This is a genomic window from Acidobacteriota bacterium, assembly GCA_040756905.1.
Lineage (GTDB): Bacteria > Acidobacteriota > Aminicenantia > JBFLYD01 > JBFLYD01 > JBFLYD01.
Window position 1 is genome coordinate 108,080 of sequence record JBFLYD010000043.1, and the last position, 15,975, is coordinate 124,054.

At 33.1% G+C, this 15,975-nt stretch carries 12 protein-coding genes, 1 other RNA gene and 1 pseudogene; 3 read left to right on the forward strand and 11 right to left on the reverse strand.

Features of this window, described 5'->3' with window-relative positions; genetic code table 11:
- Positions 1 to 157 precede the first annotated feature (157 nt).
- The 3 genes and pseudogenes from AB1410_07220 to rnpB all read left to right on the forward strand — a co-directional run bounded on the left by AB1410_07220 (position 158) and on the right by rnpB (position 3,627).
- Positions 158 to 1,834, forward strand: coding sequence for a PHP domain-containing protein (locus AB1410_07220; protein ID MEW6456484.1), 1,677 nt, complete (start codon positions 158 to 160; stop codon positions 1,832 to 1,834).
- A 2-nt stretch (positions 1,835 to 1,836) separates the two neighbouring features.
- Positions 1,837 to 3,162: pseudogene (locus AB1410_07225) on the forward strand (sigma-54 dependent transcriptional regulator).
- A gap of 29 nt (positions 3,163 to 3,191) precedes the next feature.
- An RNA gene (gene rnpB / locus AB1410_07230) (RNase P RNA component class A) lies at positions 3,192 to 3,627 on the forward strand.
- Between the two features lie 63 nt (positions 3,628 to 3,690).
- Here the strand turns inward: rnpB and phoU are convergent.
- The 11 genes from phoU to AB1410_07285 all read right to left on the reverse strand — a co-directional run bounded on the left by phoU (position 3,691) and on the right by AB1410_07285 (position 15,961).
- Positions 3,691 to 4,356, reverse strand: coding sequence for a phosphate signaling complex protein PhoU (gene phoU, locus AB1410_07235; protein ID MEW6456485.1), 666 nt, complete (start codon positions 4,354 to 4,356; stop codon positions 3,691 to 3,693).
- Between the two features lie 12 nt (positions 4,357 to 4,368).
- Complete coding sequence (gene pstB / locus AB1410_07240) at positions 4,369 to 5,154, reverse strand: phosphate ABC transporter ATP-binding protein PstB (GenBank protein ID MEW6456486.1); 786 nt, start codon at positions 5,152 to 5,154, stop codon at positions 4,369 to 4,371.
- Positions 5,155 to 5,198: 44 nt separating this feature from the next.
- Complete coding sequence (gene pstA, locus AB1410_07245; GenBank protein MEW6456487.1) at positions 5,199 to 6,167, reverse strand: phosphate ABC transporter permease PstA; 969 nt, start codon at positions 6,165 to 6,167, stop codon at positions 5,199 to 5,201.
- Positions 6,168 to 7,019 carry a phosphate ABC transporter permease subunit PstC gene (gene pstC, locus AB1410_07250; GenBank protein MEW6456488.1) on the reverse strand — a complete coding sequence of 284 codons (852 nt, stop codon included), beginning with the start codon at positions 7,017 to 7,019 and terminating at the stop codon, positions 6,168 to 6,170.
- A gap of 47 nt (positions 7,020 to 7,066) precedes the next feature.
- Positions 7,067 to 8,080, reverse strand: coding sequence for a PstS family phosphate ABC transporter substrate-binding protein (locus AB1410_07255; protein ID MEW6456489.1), 1,014 nt, complete (start codon positions 8,078 to 8,080; stop codon positions 7,067 to 7,069).
- A gap of 119 nt (positions 8,081 to 8,199) precedes the next feature.
- The gene (locus AB1410_07260) at positions 8,200 to 9,246 is read right to left on the reverse strand and encodes a hypothetical protein (protein ID MEW6456490.1); all 1,047 of its coding nucleotides are present in this window, start codon (positions 9,244 to 9,246) and stop codon (positions 8,200 to 8,202) included.
- A gap of 402 nt (positions 9,247 to 9,648) precedes the next feature.
- Positions 9,649 to 11,427 (reverse strand): two-component system histidine kinase PnpS, encoded by a 1,779-nt coding sequence (gene pnpS / locus AB1410_07265; protein ID MEW6456491.1) that lies wholly within the window; start codon positions 11,425 to 11,427, stop codon positions 9,649 to 9,651.
- A 1-nt stretch (position 11,428) separates the two neighbouring features.
- Entirely contained in the window at positions 11,429 to 12,109 is a 681-nt protein-coding gene (locus AB1410_07270) for a response regulator (protein ID MEW6456492.1), read from the reverse strand.
- A 75-nt stretch (positions 12,110 to 12,184) separates the two neighbouring features.
- Positions 12,185 to 13,450 (reverse strand): ATP-binding protein, encoded by a 1,266-nt coding sequence (locus AB1410_07275; GenBank protein ID MEW6456493.1) that lies wholly within the window; start codon positions 13,448 to 13,450, stop codon positions 12,185 to 12,187.
- A 78-nt stretch (positions 13,451 to 13,528) separates the two neighbouring features.
- Entirely contained in the window at positions 13,529 to 13,759 is a 231-nt protein-coding gene (locus AB1410_07280) for a hypothetical protein (GenBank protein ID MEW6456494.1), read from the reverse strand.
- A gap of 123 nt (positions 13,760 to 13,882) precedes the next feature.
- The gene (locus AB1410_07285; protein ID MEW6456495.1) at positions 13,883 to 15,961 is read right to left on the reverse strand and encodes an alpha-amylase/4-alpha-glucanotransferase domain-containing protein; all 2,079 of its coding nucleotides are present in this window, start codon (positions 15,959 to 15,961) and stop codon (positions 13,883 to 13,885) included.
- Positions 15,962 to 15,975: the final 14 nt, after the last annotated feature.

Sequence of the window (15,975 nt, forward strand, 5' to 3'; positions counted from 1 at the left end):
CTCCCGAAAATGCACGAGAGAAACCATGCCCGCTACGCATTCGTCACGGTTTTCAGGAACCTTCGGTTTCTTTGCCACCCTTCCAGCTCATAAAAATGTTAAGTTGATTTATATTACCACAAAACTTTGAACGCTAAGTTTTTTTATTGATAAATAAATGAAATTAAAAAATACACTAAAAATAGTCTTATTATTTTTATTATTAATTTTCCTCTTAAATTATAAAAAATTTTTTTTCACACCTTATAAAAGTGATGTAAATTCATCCGAACTGGAAGGAGTTATTCATGTTCATTCTATCCTTAGCGATGGAAAATCCGATGTAAAACAGATTTCAGAAGAGGCAAAAAAAGCTGGCCTTGATTTTCTGATCCTCACGGACCATGGTCACCCGAATTTTAAGTCTTTAAAACAGGAAGGAATTCATAACAGTATCTCTGTAATTTCCGGTTCAGAAATCTCTGTCCATGAAGGACATCTTCTTGGAATTGGTTTTGAAGAGCCAACTTATAAATTTTCTCCAGTTGGTAAAGAAGCTATGGAGGATGTAAGAGAAGGGGGAGGAATTTCAATAATAGCTCATCCTAATTCTAAGAAGGTTCCATGGAATGGAAATTTCGATGGAAATTTTAATGGAATTGAAATTATAAATATTGATTCTCAGATGAGAGGTCACAATCTTGTTTCTCTTGTTACTCTTCCTTTTATATATCCAATAAATCCATTATACGCATTCTTAAGGATAATAAAAAACCCAGTAGAAGAGATAAAAAAATGGGATTCATTGAATAAAAAGGGAGAAGTCTGGGGTTTTTATGCCCTTGATGCCCATGGGAAGCTTAGCATTACAGAATCGTTTTCTCTTCCTTTTCCTTCATACAGCTCGCTTTTCAGAATAATCAAATTACATATTCCTGTTGAAAAAGATTTTCCCATAAATTTTAGGGAAAAAAGAGCGTTAATCCTGAATAGCCTGAAAAATGGAAAATTCTATTCTTCGATAGATGGGGCTTCCTCAAGTCGTGGATTCAGGTTTTATGGGAAAAAAGGTAATAAATTTTTAAGTGCCGGGGAGATAGAAGAAAAAGAATCCGACCTTTTTGTAGAAGCATCTTTTAACTTTCCCTTTGAAATACATCTTATCAAAAATGGAGAAACTATAAAAAAATCAAAGGAAAAAATTCTGAAATACAGGGTTAAAGAAAATGGCTTTTATAGAGCAGAGGTTCATCTCATCAATAATCCAGTGTTAAGGGAGGATGTGCCATGGATCCTGTCAAATCCAATTTATATGAGAAGCAAAAAAACTGATGAAATCAATGGGCAAAAAAATGAACTTTTGAAAGAAAAATTTCTAACGGATTTTAAAAATGAAAAATATTTTGTGGAGGAAAAAGACCAAAAATCATGGGTACATACTGAAATTTCAGAGGATGGGAATAAAAATTATCTTTTAATGAAATTCAAACTTGGAATTCCTGAAAAAAAGAATGAGAACCTCTGGTGCGCCCTTACACGAAGAGAATACATGAATTTTAATGAATACAAAGGGCTTTCTTTCAACATTAAGAGTGATAAAAAATTGAGAGTCTGGTTTCAAGTTAGAGACATATTCCAGAATGAGGAAAGATGGTGGGCCCGATCAGTAAAAATAAAAGAAAATTGGGAGGAAAAAATAATATATTTCAAAGATCTTTATAATATAAAGGGAAAAAAGGATTATCCCATTAATCTTAAATACATAACAGGTATTTTCTTTGTTTTTGACAGAGGTTCAACTATAGAAGGAACTGATGGAAAAATTTATTTATCTAAGTTATGCTTGATATATTGAAAATGGTGAAGAAAAAAATCCTAATTGTTGATGATGAAGAAAACATAAGGAAAAGCTTAAGTATGATACTCGAATATGAAGGATATGAATGCATCGAAGCTGAATCAGCCTTATCTTCATATAGATTATTAGAAGAAGGTCCGGATTTAATCCTTCTGGATATAAAAATGCCGGGCATCAATGGAATGGAAATTCTTCAGGAAATAAAAAAAAGAAAGCCCCTTACAGAAGTCATTATGATATCCGGTCATGGAACTATATCCACTGCAGTAGAAGCAACAAAATTAGGGGCTTTTGATTTTCTTGAAAAACCCCTCTCAAGAGAAAGGGTTTTACTCTCAATTAGAAATGCCTTAGAAAAGAATAAACTTCGAGAAGAAAATATACTGTTGAAAAAGAAAACAGAAAAAAAATATGAGCTAATAGGTGAATCGACATCAATAAAAGAATTGAGAGAGCAGATTTTAAAGGTTGCCCGGACAGATGCAACTGTACTGATTATGGGAGAAAGCGGAACAGGAAAAGAGTTGATAGCAAGAGAGATTCACATATTAAGTCTAAGGTCATCCTTTCCGTTTATACAGGTAAATTGTGCAGCAATTCCTGAAGAACTAATCGAATCAGAACTATTTGGCCATGAAAAAGGAGCGTTCACTGGAGCAACCGACAAAAAAATTGGAAAGTTCGAACTTGCCCATAAGGGAACGATATTTCTTGATGAAATAGGAGATATGAGCCTGAGAACCCAGTCAAAAGTGTTAAGAGTTCTGGAAGAAGGAGAAGTGCAGAGGGTGGGCTCATCAAAAATCATAAAGGTCGATGTCAGAATTTTAGCTGCTACAAACAAAAATTTGAAAGATGAAATAAAAAAAGGAACCTTCAGAGAAGACCTCTACTTTCGCCTTAGTGTTGTTCCAATCGTTTCAGCTCCTCTCCGAGATAAAAAAGAGGACATACCAATTCTCATAAATTATTTTTCTGAAACTTTCTCAGAGGAAAATAATTTTAAGATGAAAAAATTCTCCGATGAAGCAATAAAATTTTTGATGAGATACCCATGGAAAGGAAATGTGAGAGAATTGAAAAACCTTGTTGAAAGACTTATTATAATGACTGAAAAAGAAATTATCGATGCGGATGACCTCCCTAATTATATAAAAGGTGAAACATCAGTTTTAGTTCCAGAAATAAGCAGGACTAAAACACTAAAAGAGTTTAAAGAAGAAGCTGAAAAACTATTTATTGTTGAAAAATTAAAAGAGAATAAGTGGAACTTATCAAAAACTGCGAGAAAAATAAAAACACCGAGGTCAAACCTCTACAAAAAAATTGAACAATATGGTATAAAATATAAGGCTGGAGCAGGCGATGGAATCGCTTCCCCAAAATACTATGGGGAGGAGGAAAGTCCGAACTCCACAGGGCAGGATGCTGGGTAATACCCAGGGTTCCGAGAAATCGGAATACGGAAAGTGCCACAGAAAACATACCGCTCTGTTCTTTATAAAGAACAGGGTAAGGGTGAAAAGGCGAGGTAAGAGCTCACCGCTCTGATGGTGACATCAGAGGCATGGCAAACCCCATCTGGAGCAAGGCCAAATAGACCCTGCTTTCCATTCTCCTTTTGCTAAAGGAAAATGGATAAGAATTGCCCGTTCGAATCTTTGATTTATCAGAGAGGCAGGGTGGGTAGGCTGCTAAGATTCCAGGAGTAATCCTGGAACAAGAGAAATGATTCCATTCTCCGATTTATTCGGAGAAAACAGAATTCGGCTTATGCCCTGCTCCAGCCTTCCTTATCCAAAAATAAATGAAGAAATCCTCCTTTAATTGATTGAGAAATAGGTTAAACAATTTTATTTTATTTCTTCAAGATGATGTCTCACATCTTTCCCTGCCACCATAAAAATTACATCTTCCGCTATGTTTGTGGCGTGATCTGCAATTCGCTCTAAATGTCTCGATATCAGGATTAAATTTAATGCTCTTTTAATCGTAGAGGAATCAGAAATCATATAAACTAACAATTCATTAAAAACCTGATTTTTTAGAGCATCTACCTCATCATCCCTTTTAAGTATTCTCCTTGCGTTGTCAATATCTTTTCTGATGAAAGAATCAATGCTTTCTCTTACCATTTCTTCAGCAATCTGTGTCATCCTTGGAATATCAATCAGAGGTTTTAACTGAGGTTGAGTTATAAGAAACTGTACACTTTCAGAGATATTAATCGCCTGATCAGCCATTCTTTCTAAATCAGTATTGATTTTGGCAGCTGCCAGTATAAACCTTAAGTCAGCTGCTGCGGGTTGATGAAGAGCAAGTAATTTCAAACTTCTTTCATCAATTTCAATATGAAGTCTGTTGACTTCATCTTCTTTTATGTAAACATCTTTCAAAAAGGAATCATCCTTTTCAACAAGTGATTTTATCGAATTGTGAATCATTGATTCAGCGAGACTCGCCATGTAAAGAAGTCTATTTTTTAATTCATTTAATTCTATATCAAAGTGTCTTTCCATATTTCCTCCTTGTTATCCAAATCTTCCAGTTATATAATCTTCGGTTAGTATTTTTGATGGAGTAGTAAATATTTTTTCTGTTTTATCAAATTCTACTAATTCTCCTAAATATATAAAAGCTGTATAATCAGAGACCCTTGCTGCCTGCTGCATGTTATGGGTTACAATAATGATGGTAACCTCTTTTTTAAGTTCCATTATAAGCTCTTCAATTTTAAAGGTAGCTGTAGGATCAAGGGCAGATGTAGGCTCATCAAACAATAAAATTTCCGGGTCAGTGGCAAGGGCTCGTGCTATACATAATCTTTGCTGTTGGCCACCTGAGAGATTGAATGCCATTTCATGAAGTTTATCTTTAACCTCATCCCATAAAGCTGCTTTTTTTAAAGAGAACTCTATTCTCTCATTTAAAAAGCCCCTTTTGTTCAGCCCGCGTATTCTAAGCCCGTAAGCAACGTTTTCATATATAGACTTTGGAAAGGGATTTGGTTTCTGGAAAACCATACTTATACGCATTCTAATCTCTACTGGGTCGATTCGAGAGTCTAAGATATTAATGTTATCTGGATAGATAATTAATTCACCATTATATTTATTATGAGGGTAAAGGTCATGCATTCTGTTAAAACATCTAAGGAAAGTAGTCTTACCACAGCCAGAGGGGCCTATAATTGCTGTTACCTTATTTTCAATAATCGGCAGATTTACATCTTTTAGTGCTTGAAAATCATTATAATAAAAATTAAGATGCTTAACTTCTGATTTCAAATCTTTATAAATAGCTTTTTCCACAGACATTTTTTTCTTCTACCTATACTTCTCTACCTAATAAAACTTTAATTTTACCATCTTATTTTCTTCCTGAATTTGTACCTTATATAGATTGCTAAAGAATTTATAAATAACGTTATTATTAAAAGAACTACAGCTGCTGCAGCGGCATTGACATGAAATTCATCCTGAGGTCTTGATACCCAGTTGAATATTTGTATGGGAAGTACTGTAAAAGGGTCAAGAAGCCATTTAAAAGATATAAAAGGAAAACTTGAAGATATAGGGGATGAAGGAAGAAAAGCTATAAAAGTCAGGCCTCCTATTGTAATCAGAGGAGCTGTTTCTCCAATAGCTCTTGAAAGTCCTATAATAACGCCGGTGAAAATTCCTCCAAGTGAATAAGGGATTATATGATCTTTCACAGTTTGCCACTTTGTTGCACCAAGAGAGTAAGAGGCTTCTCTTATAGAGTTAGGTATTGCTCTTATAGCTTTCCTGGTCGTTGTTACTATCAAGGGAAGTATTAAAAGAGAAAGTGTCAATCCTCCTGTCAATATGCTTTCTTTAAATTTGAAGAAATAAACAAATAAACTCAGGGCTAAAAGTCCATATATTATAGAAGGCACTCCAGCAAGGTTTATGATGTTAATCTCTATTATATTTGTGAGCCAGTTTTCTCTGGAATACTCCTCAAGGTATATACCTGCGGTTACTCCTAAAGGAATTGAAACAATTGCGGTGACAACCATTACAAGAATAGTTCCAATTAATGCTGAAAGGATGCCTGCATTTTCAGGAAACCTTGAAGGAAAAGACGTTAAAAATCTACAGTTCAATCTTAAATAACCATCTAAAAATAAATCAATTATCAATGTAAACAGGAGAACAAAACCGATTAAAGTTGAGAAAAGACCTATTGTCCAGAAAGCATAATCCTTGAATTTATTAAAGACAATTCTTTTCTTAATATATTCTCTATTTTGATCTAATATTGATATATCCTGATTATTACTTTTGAAAACATTTAAATTTTTCATTTAATATGATTCCCTTATCCTTTTCTTTAGCCAGGCGCCAATCAGGTTAAAAAATAAAGTTAGTAAGAATAAAGTTATCCCTGCTGCAAATATTGTTTTATACTCAATAGTTCCATGAGGAGCATCTCCTAAGCTTATCTGAACTATGAAAGCAGGTATAGCCTGAACAGACTCAATCGGATTTAACGTTAAATTTGGCATCATTCCAGCTGCAATTGAGACTACCATTGTTTCTCCAATCGCTCTTGATATTCCCATGATAAAAGCTGCTGATATTCCAGAGAATGATGCTGGAATTACGACCTTAAAAGCTGTTTGAAATTTTGTAGCTCCCATGGCATAGGAGCCCTCTTTAATATGCATTGGAACAGATTTCATAACATCTTCGCTTAATGAGCTTATATATGGAATTATCATTATTCCTATTATTATTCCCGGACTTAAAGCATTGAAGCCCTGGATTTCAGGAATGATTTTTTTTAGCAAAGGGGTTAAAAAAAGCAGTGCAAAATAGCCGTATACTACTGTTGGAACCCCGGCTAAAAGCTCAAGAAGTGGCTTTAAAATTTCTCTGATTCGATAGTTAGCATATTCACTTAGATAAACAGCTATTATTATTCCCAAGGGTAAAGCTACTGTTAAAGAAATTACACTTATTAAGAGGGTTCCTGTGATAAGGGGCAATATTCCAAATTTTGGGTTCGCAAAAAGGGGTGTCCACTGTTTTTCTGTCAAAAATTCTTTTATAGAAACTTCTTTGAAAAATCCCATTGCTTCATATGAAAGAAAAATTACTATACTGATTGTAATAAATACAGAAAAAGAGGCACTGAGGAGGAATGCCCCCTCAATAGCCCTCTCTTTTGTCTTACTGAGTACTTTTCCTTTAGCTCTTCTTTTTATTTTTTCTTCTCCTCCAACTTGAGTAAATCCTCTATCCTTACCCCAACTTTAGCTTCCCCACCGAATACTGTACCAGTGATACCTTTAATGAACCTATCCAAAGTAAGCTTATAGGCCTTATCAGTTAAAGGAATGTATTTCACTTCCTTAACAAGGACTGGAGCTTTCTTTATGTAGAATTCAACAAATTCTTTTACCTCAGGTCTTAAAGAAGATCTCTTGTTAACATATATGAATACTGGTCTTGATAGAGGTTGATATGTTCCATCCATTACAGTCTTTTCAGAAGGAAGGATGCAACCCTGTCCACCATCTATGGCTACAAGTTTTAATTTGTCAACATTTTCTACGTAGTATGCGTATCCGAAATAGCCTAAACCATTCTTATCAGCAGATATACCCTGAACTAAAACATTATCATCTTCACTCGAGGTATAATCTCCTCTGCTTGACTTTGATTTACCCACTATTGCCTCAGTGAAATAATCAAAAGTTCCTGAATCAACTCCTGGACCATAAAGCCTTATAGGATTGTCCGGCCATTCCGGTCTGATCTGATTCCACCTTACTATCTTGCCTTCAGCCTCTGGCTCCCAAATTTTTTTAAGCTCAGAAACATTCATGCAGGATACCCAGGTGTTTCTTGGGTTTACCATAATAGCAAGTCCATCATATGCCACTGGAAGTTCGAAGTATTCTATTCCTTCCTTCTGGCATAACTCCATTTCTTTTTGAAGTATTGGCCTTGAAGCATCTGATATATCTATCTCTCCTCTGCAGAACTTTTTAAACCCTCCACCTGTTCCAGATATTCCCACTGTAACCCTAATAGCTCCCTTTTTTAGCTTCTGAGACTCCTCAGCTACAGCTTCTGTAATTGGATAGACTGTGCTCGATCCATCAATCTTAATGATTTTTTCCTGAGCTTTAATTGTGATTTTAGCCCATACGAAAAAAATTGCTGAAGTTACTGCAATTGCAATAACTTTTTTCAAAATTTCTTTTTTCATGTTTGTCCTCCATTATACAATTTTTTTATCACATAAATGTTACATTTCAGTAACATTTCTGTTAAATCAAGGGTTTGTCTAAAATTTATACATCTGAAAATATAGATCATTTCCCTATCTCACTGAGACCAGGAATAAAAGAACGTAACCTTAAGATAAAAATCTGTTTTATGCCCTGAATTAGGAGGCTTATCGTAAGAAATCAATTCTATATTAGGGATAAGGCTCGCATTTTTGATTGGATGCAAATCCAACCCTGCAAGAAAAAGAGAAAAGGGAGTACCTCCGTTAATAGGAACATAGGCTATGGATTGGCCTGATGGATTAGGGTCAGCCATTCGATCGTATCGGAAAAGAAGAGATGTTTTATCAGATGTTTTAAATATCCCAAATACAGAACTCACAGAAAGATTAAGAATTTCATTTCCTATCCCCTGCTGAAGGGTTTGATAGGCATATTGAACACCTATACGAGTTCTTTCTCCCCGATACCCAAAGAAACCTTGATAAACCCAGCTGTTTCTATCGGATGTAACCTGTGAATAATCTCCATAGATTTCAAAAAGAAAGTGCTTGCCGATTTTGAACAGAAAGGAAGCCATCCCTTTCTTCTGTTTATTTACTTCTGACTTTGTTCCTTCTCCATTTGCCACCTGAATATGGTAGGAGAACCATTTTTCCTTTCCCATAGAACCTTTGAAAGCAAAGCCAAAATCACGGGAATCTCCCATCCTATAAAGATCTAAAGGAGTCTTTTCCACTGACCTGTATCCCCAGAATGCCTCAATGAATTCCCATGTTGGAGTTGGAGAAATTCCGATTATAACATTGTGATTGCCTGTCTTCCATCCGAGATATGCATCTTTCACATAGGGCTTTAATGTGTCATTGGTTTTGAAATCTCCAGGGCTGTTAAGTTCGAGTCTAAATCGAGTGAAAAATTCATCGGTTAATTTATAGTCATAAGTAAAGTAAATACGACGGAACCAGAATCCATTTTGACCTTCAAGATTTATGTTGTGATGGTTAAAAACATAGTAATAGTCACCAAACATATATCCTGAGAATTTCCCCTGAGCAAAAGTTTGCCCTGCCAATAATAAAACCCATCCTAAGACCAAAAACCTCAAGTAATAATGAACAAAAAGATTTTTTGATACTTTCATTTATTTAACCTCCCTTTTTAGCATTTTTTATTGCTCGCATTCTTAATAATAAAATTAATTTGTGACATTTTTATTAAAGGTTTGTTAAATTTTAGTAAAAAAATTCAGATGTAGAGATAGTCTAAAAACTATATTTTTCTTGAAAACTGAATATAATAAAATCAATGAGTTAGACGTAGTAGGGAGGTTTAAAAATTAGGTTTTTAGACCTAGCGTGCTGTCCCTTACATATCTTTACAGGCAAAAAATCTCTAAGACAGCACACTGAAGGGGTATGGAGAAGTGGTCTTCCCCAGCCTGGGGAGCGAAGCGTCTAAGGAGATCTTTCTCCCATAGAGAAAGTGTCATGTTACAATAATATAACGAAAGGTATTTAAGTGACATGACACTATCTCTATGTCTCTAATTTCTAAGAGGAAGGGTGAATATAAATTTCGAACCTTTTCCTAATTTACTTTCTGCTCTTATGTTTCCATTATGAGCTTCGATTATGTGTTTTGCAATGGCTAATCCAAGTCCAGTTCCTCCGGAATCTCTTGAACGGGCCCTGTCGACTCTGTAAAATCTTTCAAATATTCTTGGAATATCCTTTTCAGGTATTCCGATTCCATTATCCTCTACTTCTGTTTCTAAAAAATTTTCTTTTACTCGACATCTTATATCAACTCTTCCATCTTCATCTATAAACTTTACTGAGTTATCTAAAAGATTCAGAAGAACTTGAAGCAGTTTTTCTCTATCTCCTGGAACTTCAGGAATATCTTCTGGAACGTCAATTTTTATAAGAATTTTTTTTCTCTCAGCTTTTGGTTTAATATAATTAATAGCGTCTTCTATAATCTCTTTAATAGAAATTTTTTTAATTTCAAATTTTATCTTTTTCGATTCTATCTTTGAAAGCTCCAGCACATCCTCTATTAAATTAGAAAGTCTCTCTGACTGCTCTTTAATCTTTAAAATGAAATTTTTTTGAACTTCTCTGCTTTCTTCATTTCCTTCTAAGAGAGTGTCCACAGCTCCCTTAATCACAGTTAGTGGAGTTTTAAGTTCGTGGGAAACATTTGAGGTAAACTCTACCCTCCTTCTCTCTAACATTCTTATTTCTGTAATGTCAAAGAAGACCGCTAAAACTCCAGAAAAGAGTTTATTTCCCATTGGGACTGCGTTTACATGAAATATCTTCTCTTCCGGAAAATAAAAAAATATTTCTTTCGAGTGAATTTCTTTTTTATTCTTCACTGTTGTCATGAGTTCTATTAATTCAGGACTTCTCATTACTTCTATCAACTCTTTTCCGATTGCTTCTTTAGCATTTATTCTGAATAATTTTTCAATGGATTCATTTATCATTGTAATTCTTTCAGATTCATCTACAGCAATTACTCCCTCCACCATATTGTTTAATACTGCCTCCTGTTGCTCCTTCTCTATTTTAATATCCTGAATAAGTTTTTGAACTTTAGATGCCATCTCATTAAATGTTTTTCCTAAAATTCCTATTTCATCCTCTGAATCCAGACTAACTCTTACATTAAAATTTCCTTTTGAGTATTCAATTGATTTCTGAATAATTTCTTTGATAGGTTTTGTTATACTTTTTGCTATTAAATATCCAATTAAAAAGAAAATAAATGCGGTTAATAGAGCTCCTGTAACTATTAATTTTTGAATCAACGAAAGAAACTCTTTTATTTCTTTTAGGTCCAGAGAAACTCTTGAGACACCTATTATCTCTCCATTTTTGTTAATAATCGGGACCGCCACGTATAACATATTTAGTTTCACTGTATTACTAAACCTTATTTTACTTCCAATTCTTCCCATAAAGGCTTCTTTTATTTCTGGTCTATCTTTATGATTTTCAATATATGGAATTGCCTCAACAGACACATCAGAATCTCCAACCACTGTTCCTTTCCTATCAATAATAGTCACTCTTGCATTTATCTTACTGCTCAATCTGTCTACAACAGGTTTGATGTCAGTGTAACTTTTCCTCGAACTTATCATTGGCTCTATATGAAAAGATATCAATCGGGCTGAATCTATGAGCCTTCTTTCTATGCTTTTTTTAATGTATTTGTTCAAGGTAAATGATGAAATTATACTTATTATCGCCGCGCATAGAAAAATTAAGATTATGTAACTGCTGAGAAGTTTTGATCCAATCTTTTTAAACATTCTAAATAAATTTGTACCCAAGAGATCTAACTGTAACTATATGTTCTCTTGAATCTCCTAATTTCTCTCTTAATCTTCTTACATGAACATCAACTGTCCTTGTTTCAACTTCAGCATCAATTCCCCAGACTTTCTCTAACAATTTTTCTCGACTCAGAAGAAATCCTTTATTTTGAGCAAGAAAGTATAACAATTTAAATTCTTTATTAGTGAGATTTATCAGTTTATTATTGACAAAAACTTCATATTTTAATGGATCGATAACTATGTCTTTGAAATTTAAAATTTCATTTTCTTTTATTTTTTCCTTTTTGGCTGTTCTTCTTAATACTGCCTTAATTCTCGCCAGTAATTCCCTTACACTGAAGGGTTTTGTAACATAATCATCAGCTCCTATTTCAAGGGCAAGAACTTTATCGATTTCTTCGCTTTTTACAGTAAGCATGATTATGGGAATATCTTTTGTTTTCTCATCGTTTTTTAAAATTTTACATAGCTCAATTCCGTTTATTCCTGGAAGCATAATGTCAAGAATTATTAAATTAGGCTTTTTCTCTTTTGCAACTCTAAGAGCAGAATTCCCATCCGTTTCAGTAATTACCTGATAGTTTTCTTTTTCAAGATTGTATTTTAATATTTCGAGAATGTCTCTCTCATCATCCACTACCAATATTTTTTCCATTTTTTTCTTATTTTAAATTATATCAAATAATTTTTTGTTTAAAATTATAAGAAATATTCATTGCCCAATTTTCTTTTAGAGAAAATAATATGGAAGAAAATAAATCTCTTTTTTATTGTAAATAATTTTATTAACATTTCCTGGATATAACACAAAAATCCTTTCAGGAGAATATTTATCAATAAAACTAATTAGAGATTTACCAGCTTTTGTTTTTATTGAGGATTTTACTTCAATTGAGATTCTTTCCTTTCCTTTTTCAATAATAAAATCAACTTCAGCTTTAGATTTAGTTCTCCAAAAATGGAGGGGACTTCCATTTTTATAAATTTCTGTTGCAATCACATTTTCAACAAGAAATCCCTTGTCCGTCCTGCTCGAAAGGGGCTTAAAATCTTTTATGAGTGAATTTCTGAGACCTGTATCTAAAAAGTAAATTTTTGGGTTTTTTACGAGTTCAAGTCTTTTATTTGTATAAAATGGGTAAGAAAAAATAGTGATATATGTTTGTTCTAAAATTTTAAGGTGTTTTTTTAATGATATATGAGGAAGATCTGAGGTCTGTGAAAGTTCATTATATTGAATTAAATTACTAATTTGAAATGCAAGTGATTTTATAAGTCTTTGAAGATTATATTCTGTTGAAAGCTGAAGAAGTCCTCTTATATCTCTAAGAAGGTATGTATTAATTATGTTTTGCAGAACCATTTCCCTTTCTTCAGAATCTTCGGAAATATGTACCCTTGGATATCCTCCCCATAAAACAAATTCTTCATAAAACTCCATTATTTTTTTATGTATTTCATCAGGTAGTTTTTCTCTCTCAAGTTTTCCTACTCGAACATTCTCTTTTAAGGGTAGATAAAAATTTCTATAAATTTCGTCATTTTTATAATGAAGGAATTCATCAAAATTCAAAGGGAGAAGTTCAAATACAAAAATTCTTCCTGTGAGATATTTAACAGTTTTTACCGTAATGTCGATCGATGATGAGCCAGATATTAAAAATTTGGCTGGGGAATGATCATAAAGATATTTTAAAAGTTTTCCTCCATTCTCAGCATATTGAAACTCATCTATAAAAATGAATTTCTTTCCCCCCACATACATTTTAGCAAATGTTTTTATGTCCTGCTGGAAAAGAGAAAGAGTTTCTCTATCTTCGAAATCAAGAAAAACAGAAGGAGAAGGTAACGTCAAAAATATTTGTTTCATTAATGTAGTCTTCCCTGATTGTCTTGGTCCTACAATTGCAATTATTTCACGGGTCTCAAGATATTTTTTAATTTTCTCTTCTAAATTTCTTTTTATATAAATTATTTCCCTGTTATAATTAATCATATTAAAATAATAGCAGGGAAAATTTATTAAGTCAAGTTTAAGATTCTACTTCTTTAATTATGTCAGTCTTCCCTACCTTTAATTAATTACAATCCATTCATCAAATTGCTTTAGATAGCAGAGGCAGTATTCCCTTTCGTCTTCTCCTATAACTTTAAAACAATCTGCTTCTCCCCTTTCGGGCTCAATTTCCTCCTGATACCAGGTTTCAATTATTTCCTTAACCTTAATTTTTCTGTCTCCGATAAAAAATGCAATCGGTTTTTCTTCAGCTTTATAGCCTGAATAACAAATAACTTTTGTTTTCATATTATTTTATTCTTAATACATCTGAGATATTTTCCTTAAAATTATAGATACAAGTCATTTTTTATAATTTTATAACATATGCTCATAAACTGTATTAATAGAACATAGAAAAATTAGAGCCCCCTAAATTTTCTTTATTGCTAATTTAATCCCGATAATTGGCTCTAATGAATAAAGGAAAAGGCATGTACCCTGAAATATCTTTTCTATTCCTCTTTCTGATAGAGATACTGTTTCAACTGGATAGACCCACAGATTTAAAGGTTTTTCCAGAAAAATTTTGAGTCTTATTCCCAACCATAGATCTTCAAATTCAATTTTTTCTACATCATTTCTTTCTCCGGTCAGGTCAAGACGAAATTTATTATTGTCAATAATTAAATTTCTGTCTGTTGAATCCGGAGCTAAAAAATTAAAATTAAATTCTACTCCAAAAATGCCTTCTCCTGATCTGGTATTTTGACCATGTTGGGTTTTAAATTTCTGAACAAATTCTATAAGTGGTTCTGATTTGCTAATTCTAAATTCTTTTTCAATCCTGTTATTTTCTTTTGAGAGCATTTTAATCAGAATAAAATCTTTTTTCCTGTGGGTTTCCCATCCATAGGGTCCAACCGGTTCATAATTGTTTTTTCTGAAATCGGAAAAAGAAAAATCAGGAGGAAATATGTGTGATATAAAACAATTTCTGAGATTTTTATCGAATATAATGAATTTTTTAAGTCCCTCTTCATTTTTAATATCTTTCCCATGGATTGTCTCTATCTTTTCCTGGTTTTTCGATAAAGGATTCCTCACAATTTTAGAATGATAAATTTCTTCTCTTCTCTTCAATGAGTTTATCAAATTGAATTTTTTTAGCTTGTAACTTATTTCCACAACACTTCCACCTTCATCTGGTTTAAATACAATTGAAAAACCCTGAGTTCTCACCATTATCTCTTTCTTTAAATCACAATCAATATCATTCTCTTCCACATATGACCATTTATCCTTGCTTTTATTCTCTATCTTCTCTATCAGGTATTCAGCCTCTAAGAGATTTCTGAAAAAAACAGTTCTCAGATGGGGCAAATACAATCCACCAAAGATTCCGTGCCAGTAAAAATCATTGGACTGGCTCTTCAATAAACTGTCATATGCCTTAGTAAAAATAAATAATTTTTTTCTGGTTTTTTTTATTTCTTTAAATTTATGACTCAGACCGAGCATTCTTTTATGCATATAATTCGATTCATAATATTTTACTAAAAACAATCTCCAGAACCCTCCTCTCACAAAAGGCAGAAGATCCTCTCTTCCTGAATTCTTTAAAATTTCTTTTGTTTCTATTAATTTTTTCTGAGCATCTGAAGAAAGAGCCCATTCCATCATTTCAAAATAAGAAGCAGTTGGAAAATAAATTCGGTCTTTTGCGGGAAAATTCTTGATGATATCAGAAAATTTTATCGTTTCAATCCAGTCAGAACTTTTTTCAATTTTTTCAAAGAAATTCTCCAGCCATTTTTTTTCATAACAGAGTCTGTACGTGTTAGGCCATACCCCAAATTTCTCACCATCATCACCCATCGATGTAAATTGGAAATTTCTTTCTTTAAATACATAACGCAGATAATCGATAACTTCTTCAACAGGATGGAAAGGGATTAAATATCTCAGCTTTTCAGAGCTGGGAAAAACATTCATACTATATCCATTGTGTTCAGTAATAAAATATCCATTTAAATCTTCCCTCTTCAATCCAGAGAGCAAAAAATGAGTCTCATCAAGAACCGTAAATTTTAATCCACTTCTTACAATTACCTCTACATCAGAAGGCTCCCAAACTCTTTCTGCTACCCAGAACCCCTCAGGAATTATTCCAAACCTCTCTTCTATAAAATTGTTCAACTTTCTAATCTGATTCTCTGCATCTTCTGAAGTAATTGAAGAAAGAATTGGCTCATAGAAACCCCCTGAAATCAGCTCTATCTGCTTTCTTTTAAGCAGCTTTTTTAATAATAACTCTAACTCTTTAAAATTTTTTAAAAGAAAATCAAACAGCCATCCTGAGTAATGAAGAGATAATTTGATTCCAGGATGTTTTTCAAGCACTTTTAGAAACGGCAAATATGCTTTTCTATAAGCATCATGAACAACTGAAGAAAAATTTTCTACAGGCTGGTGATTATGGATAAGAAGACTTAAGAAAAGTTTTTTCATTCTGAATCATCCAA

What these genes read in the sequence shown, in the direction of transcription:
- AB1410_07220 (MEW6456484.1), top strand. Translation starts at nt 158, where the DNA reads ATGAAATTAAAAAATACACTAAAAATAGTCTTATTATTTTTATTATTA.
- phoU (MEW6456485.1), bottom strand. Translation starts at nt 4,356, where the DNA reads ATGGAAAGACACTTTGATATAGAATTAAATGAATTAAAAAATAGACTT.
- pstB (MEW6456486.1), bottom strand. Translation starts at nt 5,154, where the DNA reads ATGTCTGTGGAAAAAGCTATTTATAAAGATTTGAAATCAGAAGTTAAG.
- pstA (MEW6456487.1), bottom strand. Translation starts at nt 6,167, where the DNA reads ATGAAAAATTTAAATGTTTTCAAAAGTAATAATCAGGATATATCAATA.
- AB1410_07255 (MEW6456489.1), bottom strand. Translation starts at nt 8,080, where the DNA reads ATGAAAAAAGAAATTTTGAAAAAAGTTATTGCAATTGCAGTAACTTCA.
- AB1410_07260 (MEW6456490.1), bottom strand. Translation starts at nt 9,246, where the DNA reads ATGAAAGTATCAAAAAATCTTTTTGTTCATTATTACTTGAGGTTTTTG.
- pnpS (MEW6456491.1), bottom strand. Translation starts at nt 11,427, where the DNA reads ATGTTTAAAAAGATTGGATCAAAACTTCTCAGCAGTTACATAATCTTA.
- AB1410_07270 (MEW6456492.1), bottom strand. Translation starts at nt 12,109, where the DNA reads ATGGAAAAAATATTGGTAGTGGATGATGAGAGAGACATTCTCGAAATA.
- AB1410_07275 (MEW6456493.1), bottom strand. Translation starts at nt 13,450, where the DNA reads ATGATTAATTATAACAGGGAAATAATTTATATAAAAAGAAATTTAGAA.
- AB1410_07280 (MEW6456494.1), bottom strand. Translation starts at nt 13,759, where the DNA reads ATGAAAACAAAAGTTATTTGTTATTCAGGCTATAAAGCTGAAGAAAAA.
- AB1410_07285 (MEW6456495.1), bottom strand. Translation starts at nt 15,961, where the DNA reads ATGAAAAAACTTTTCTTAAGTCTTCTTATCCATAATCACCAGCCTGTA.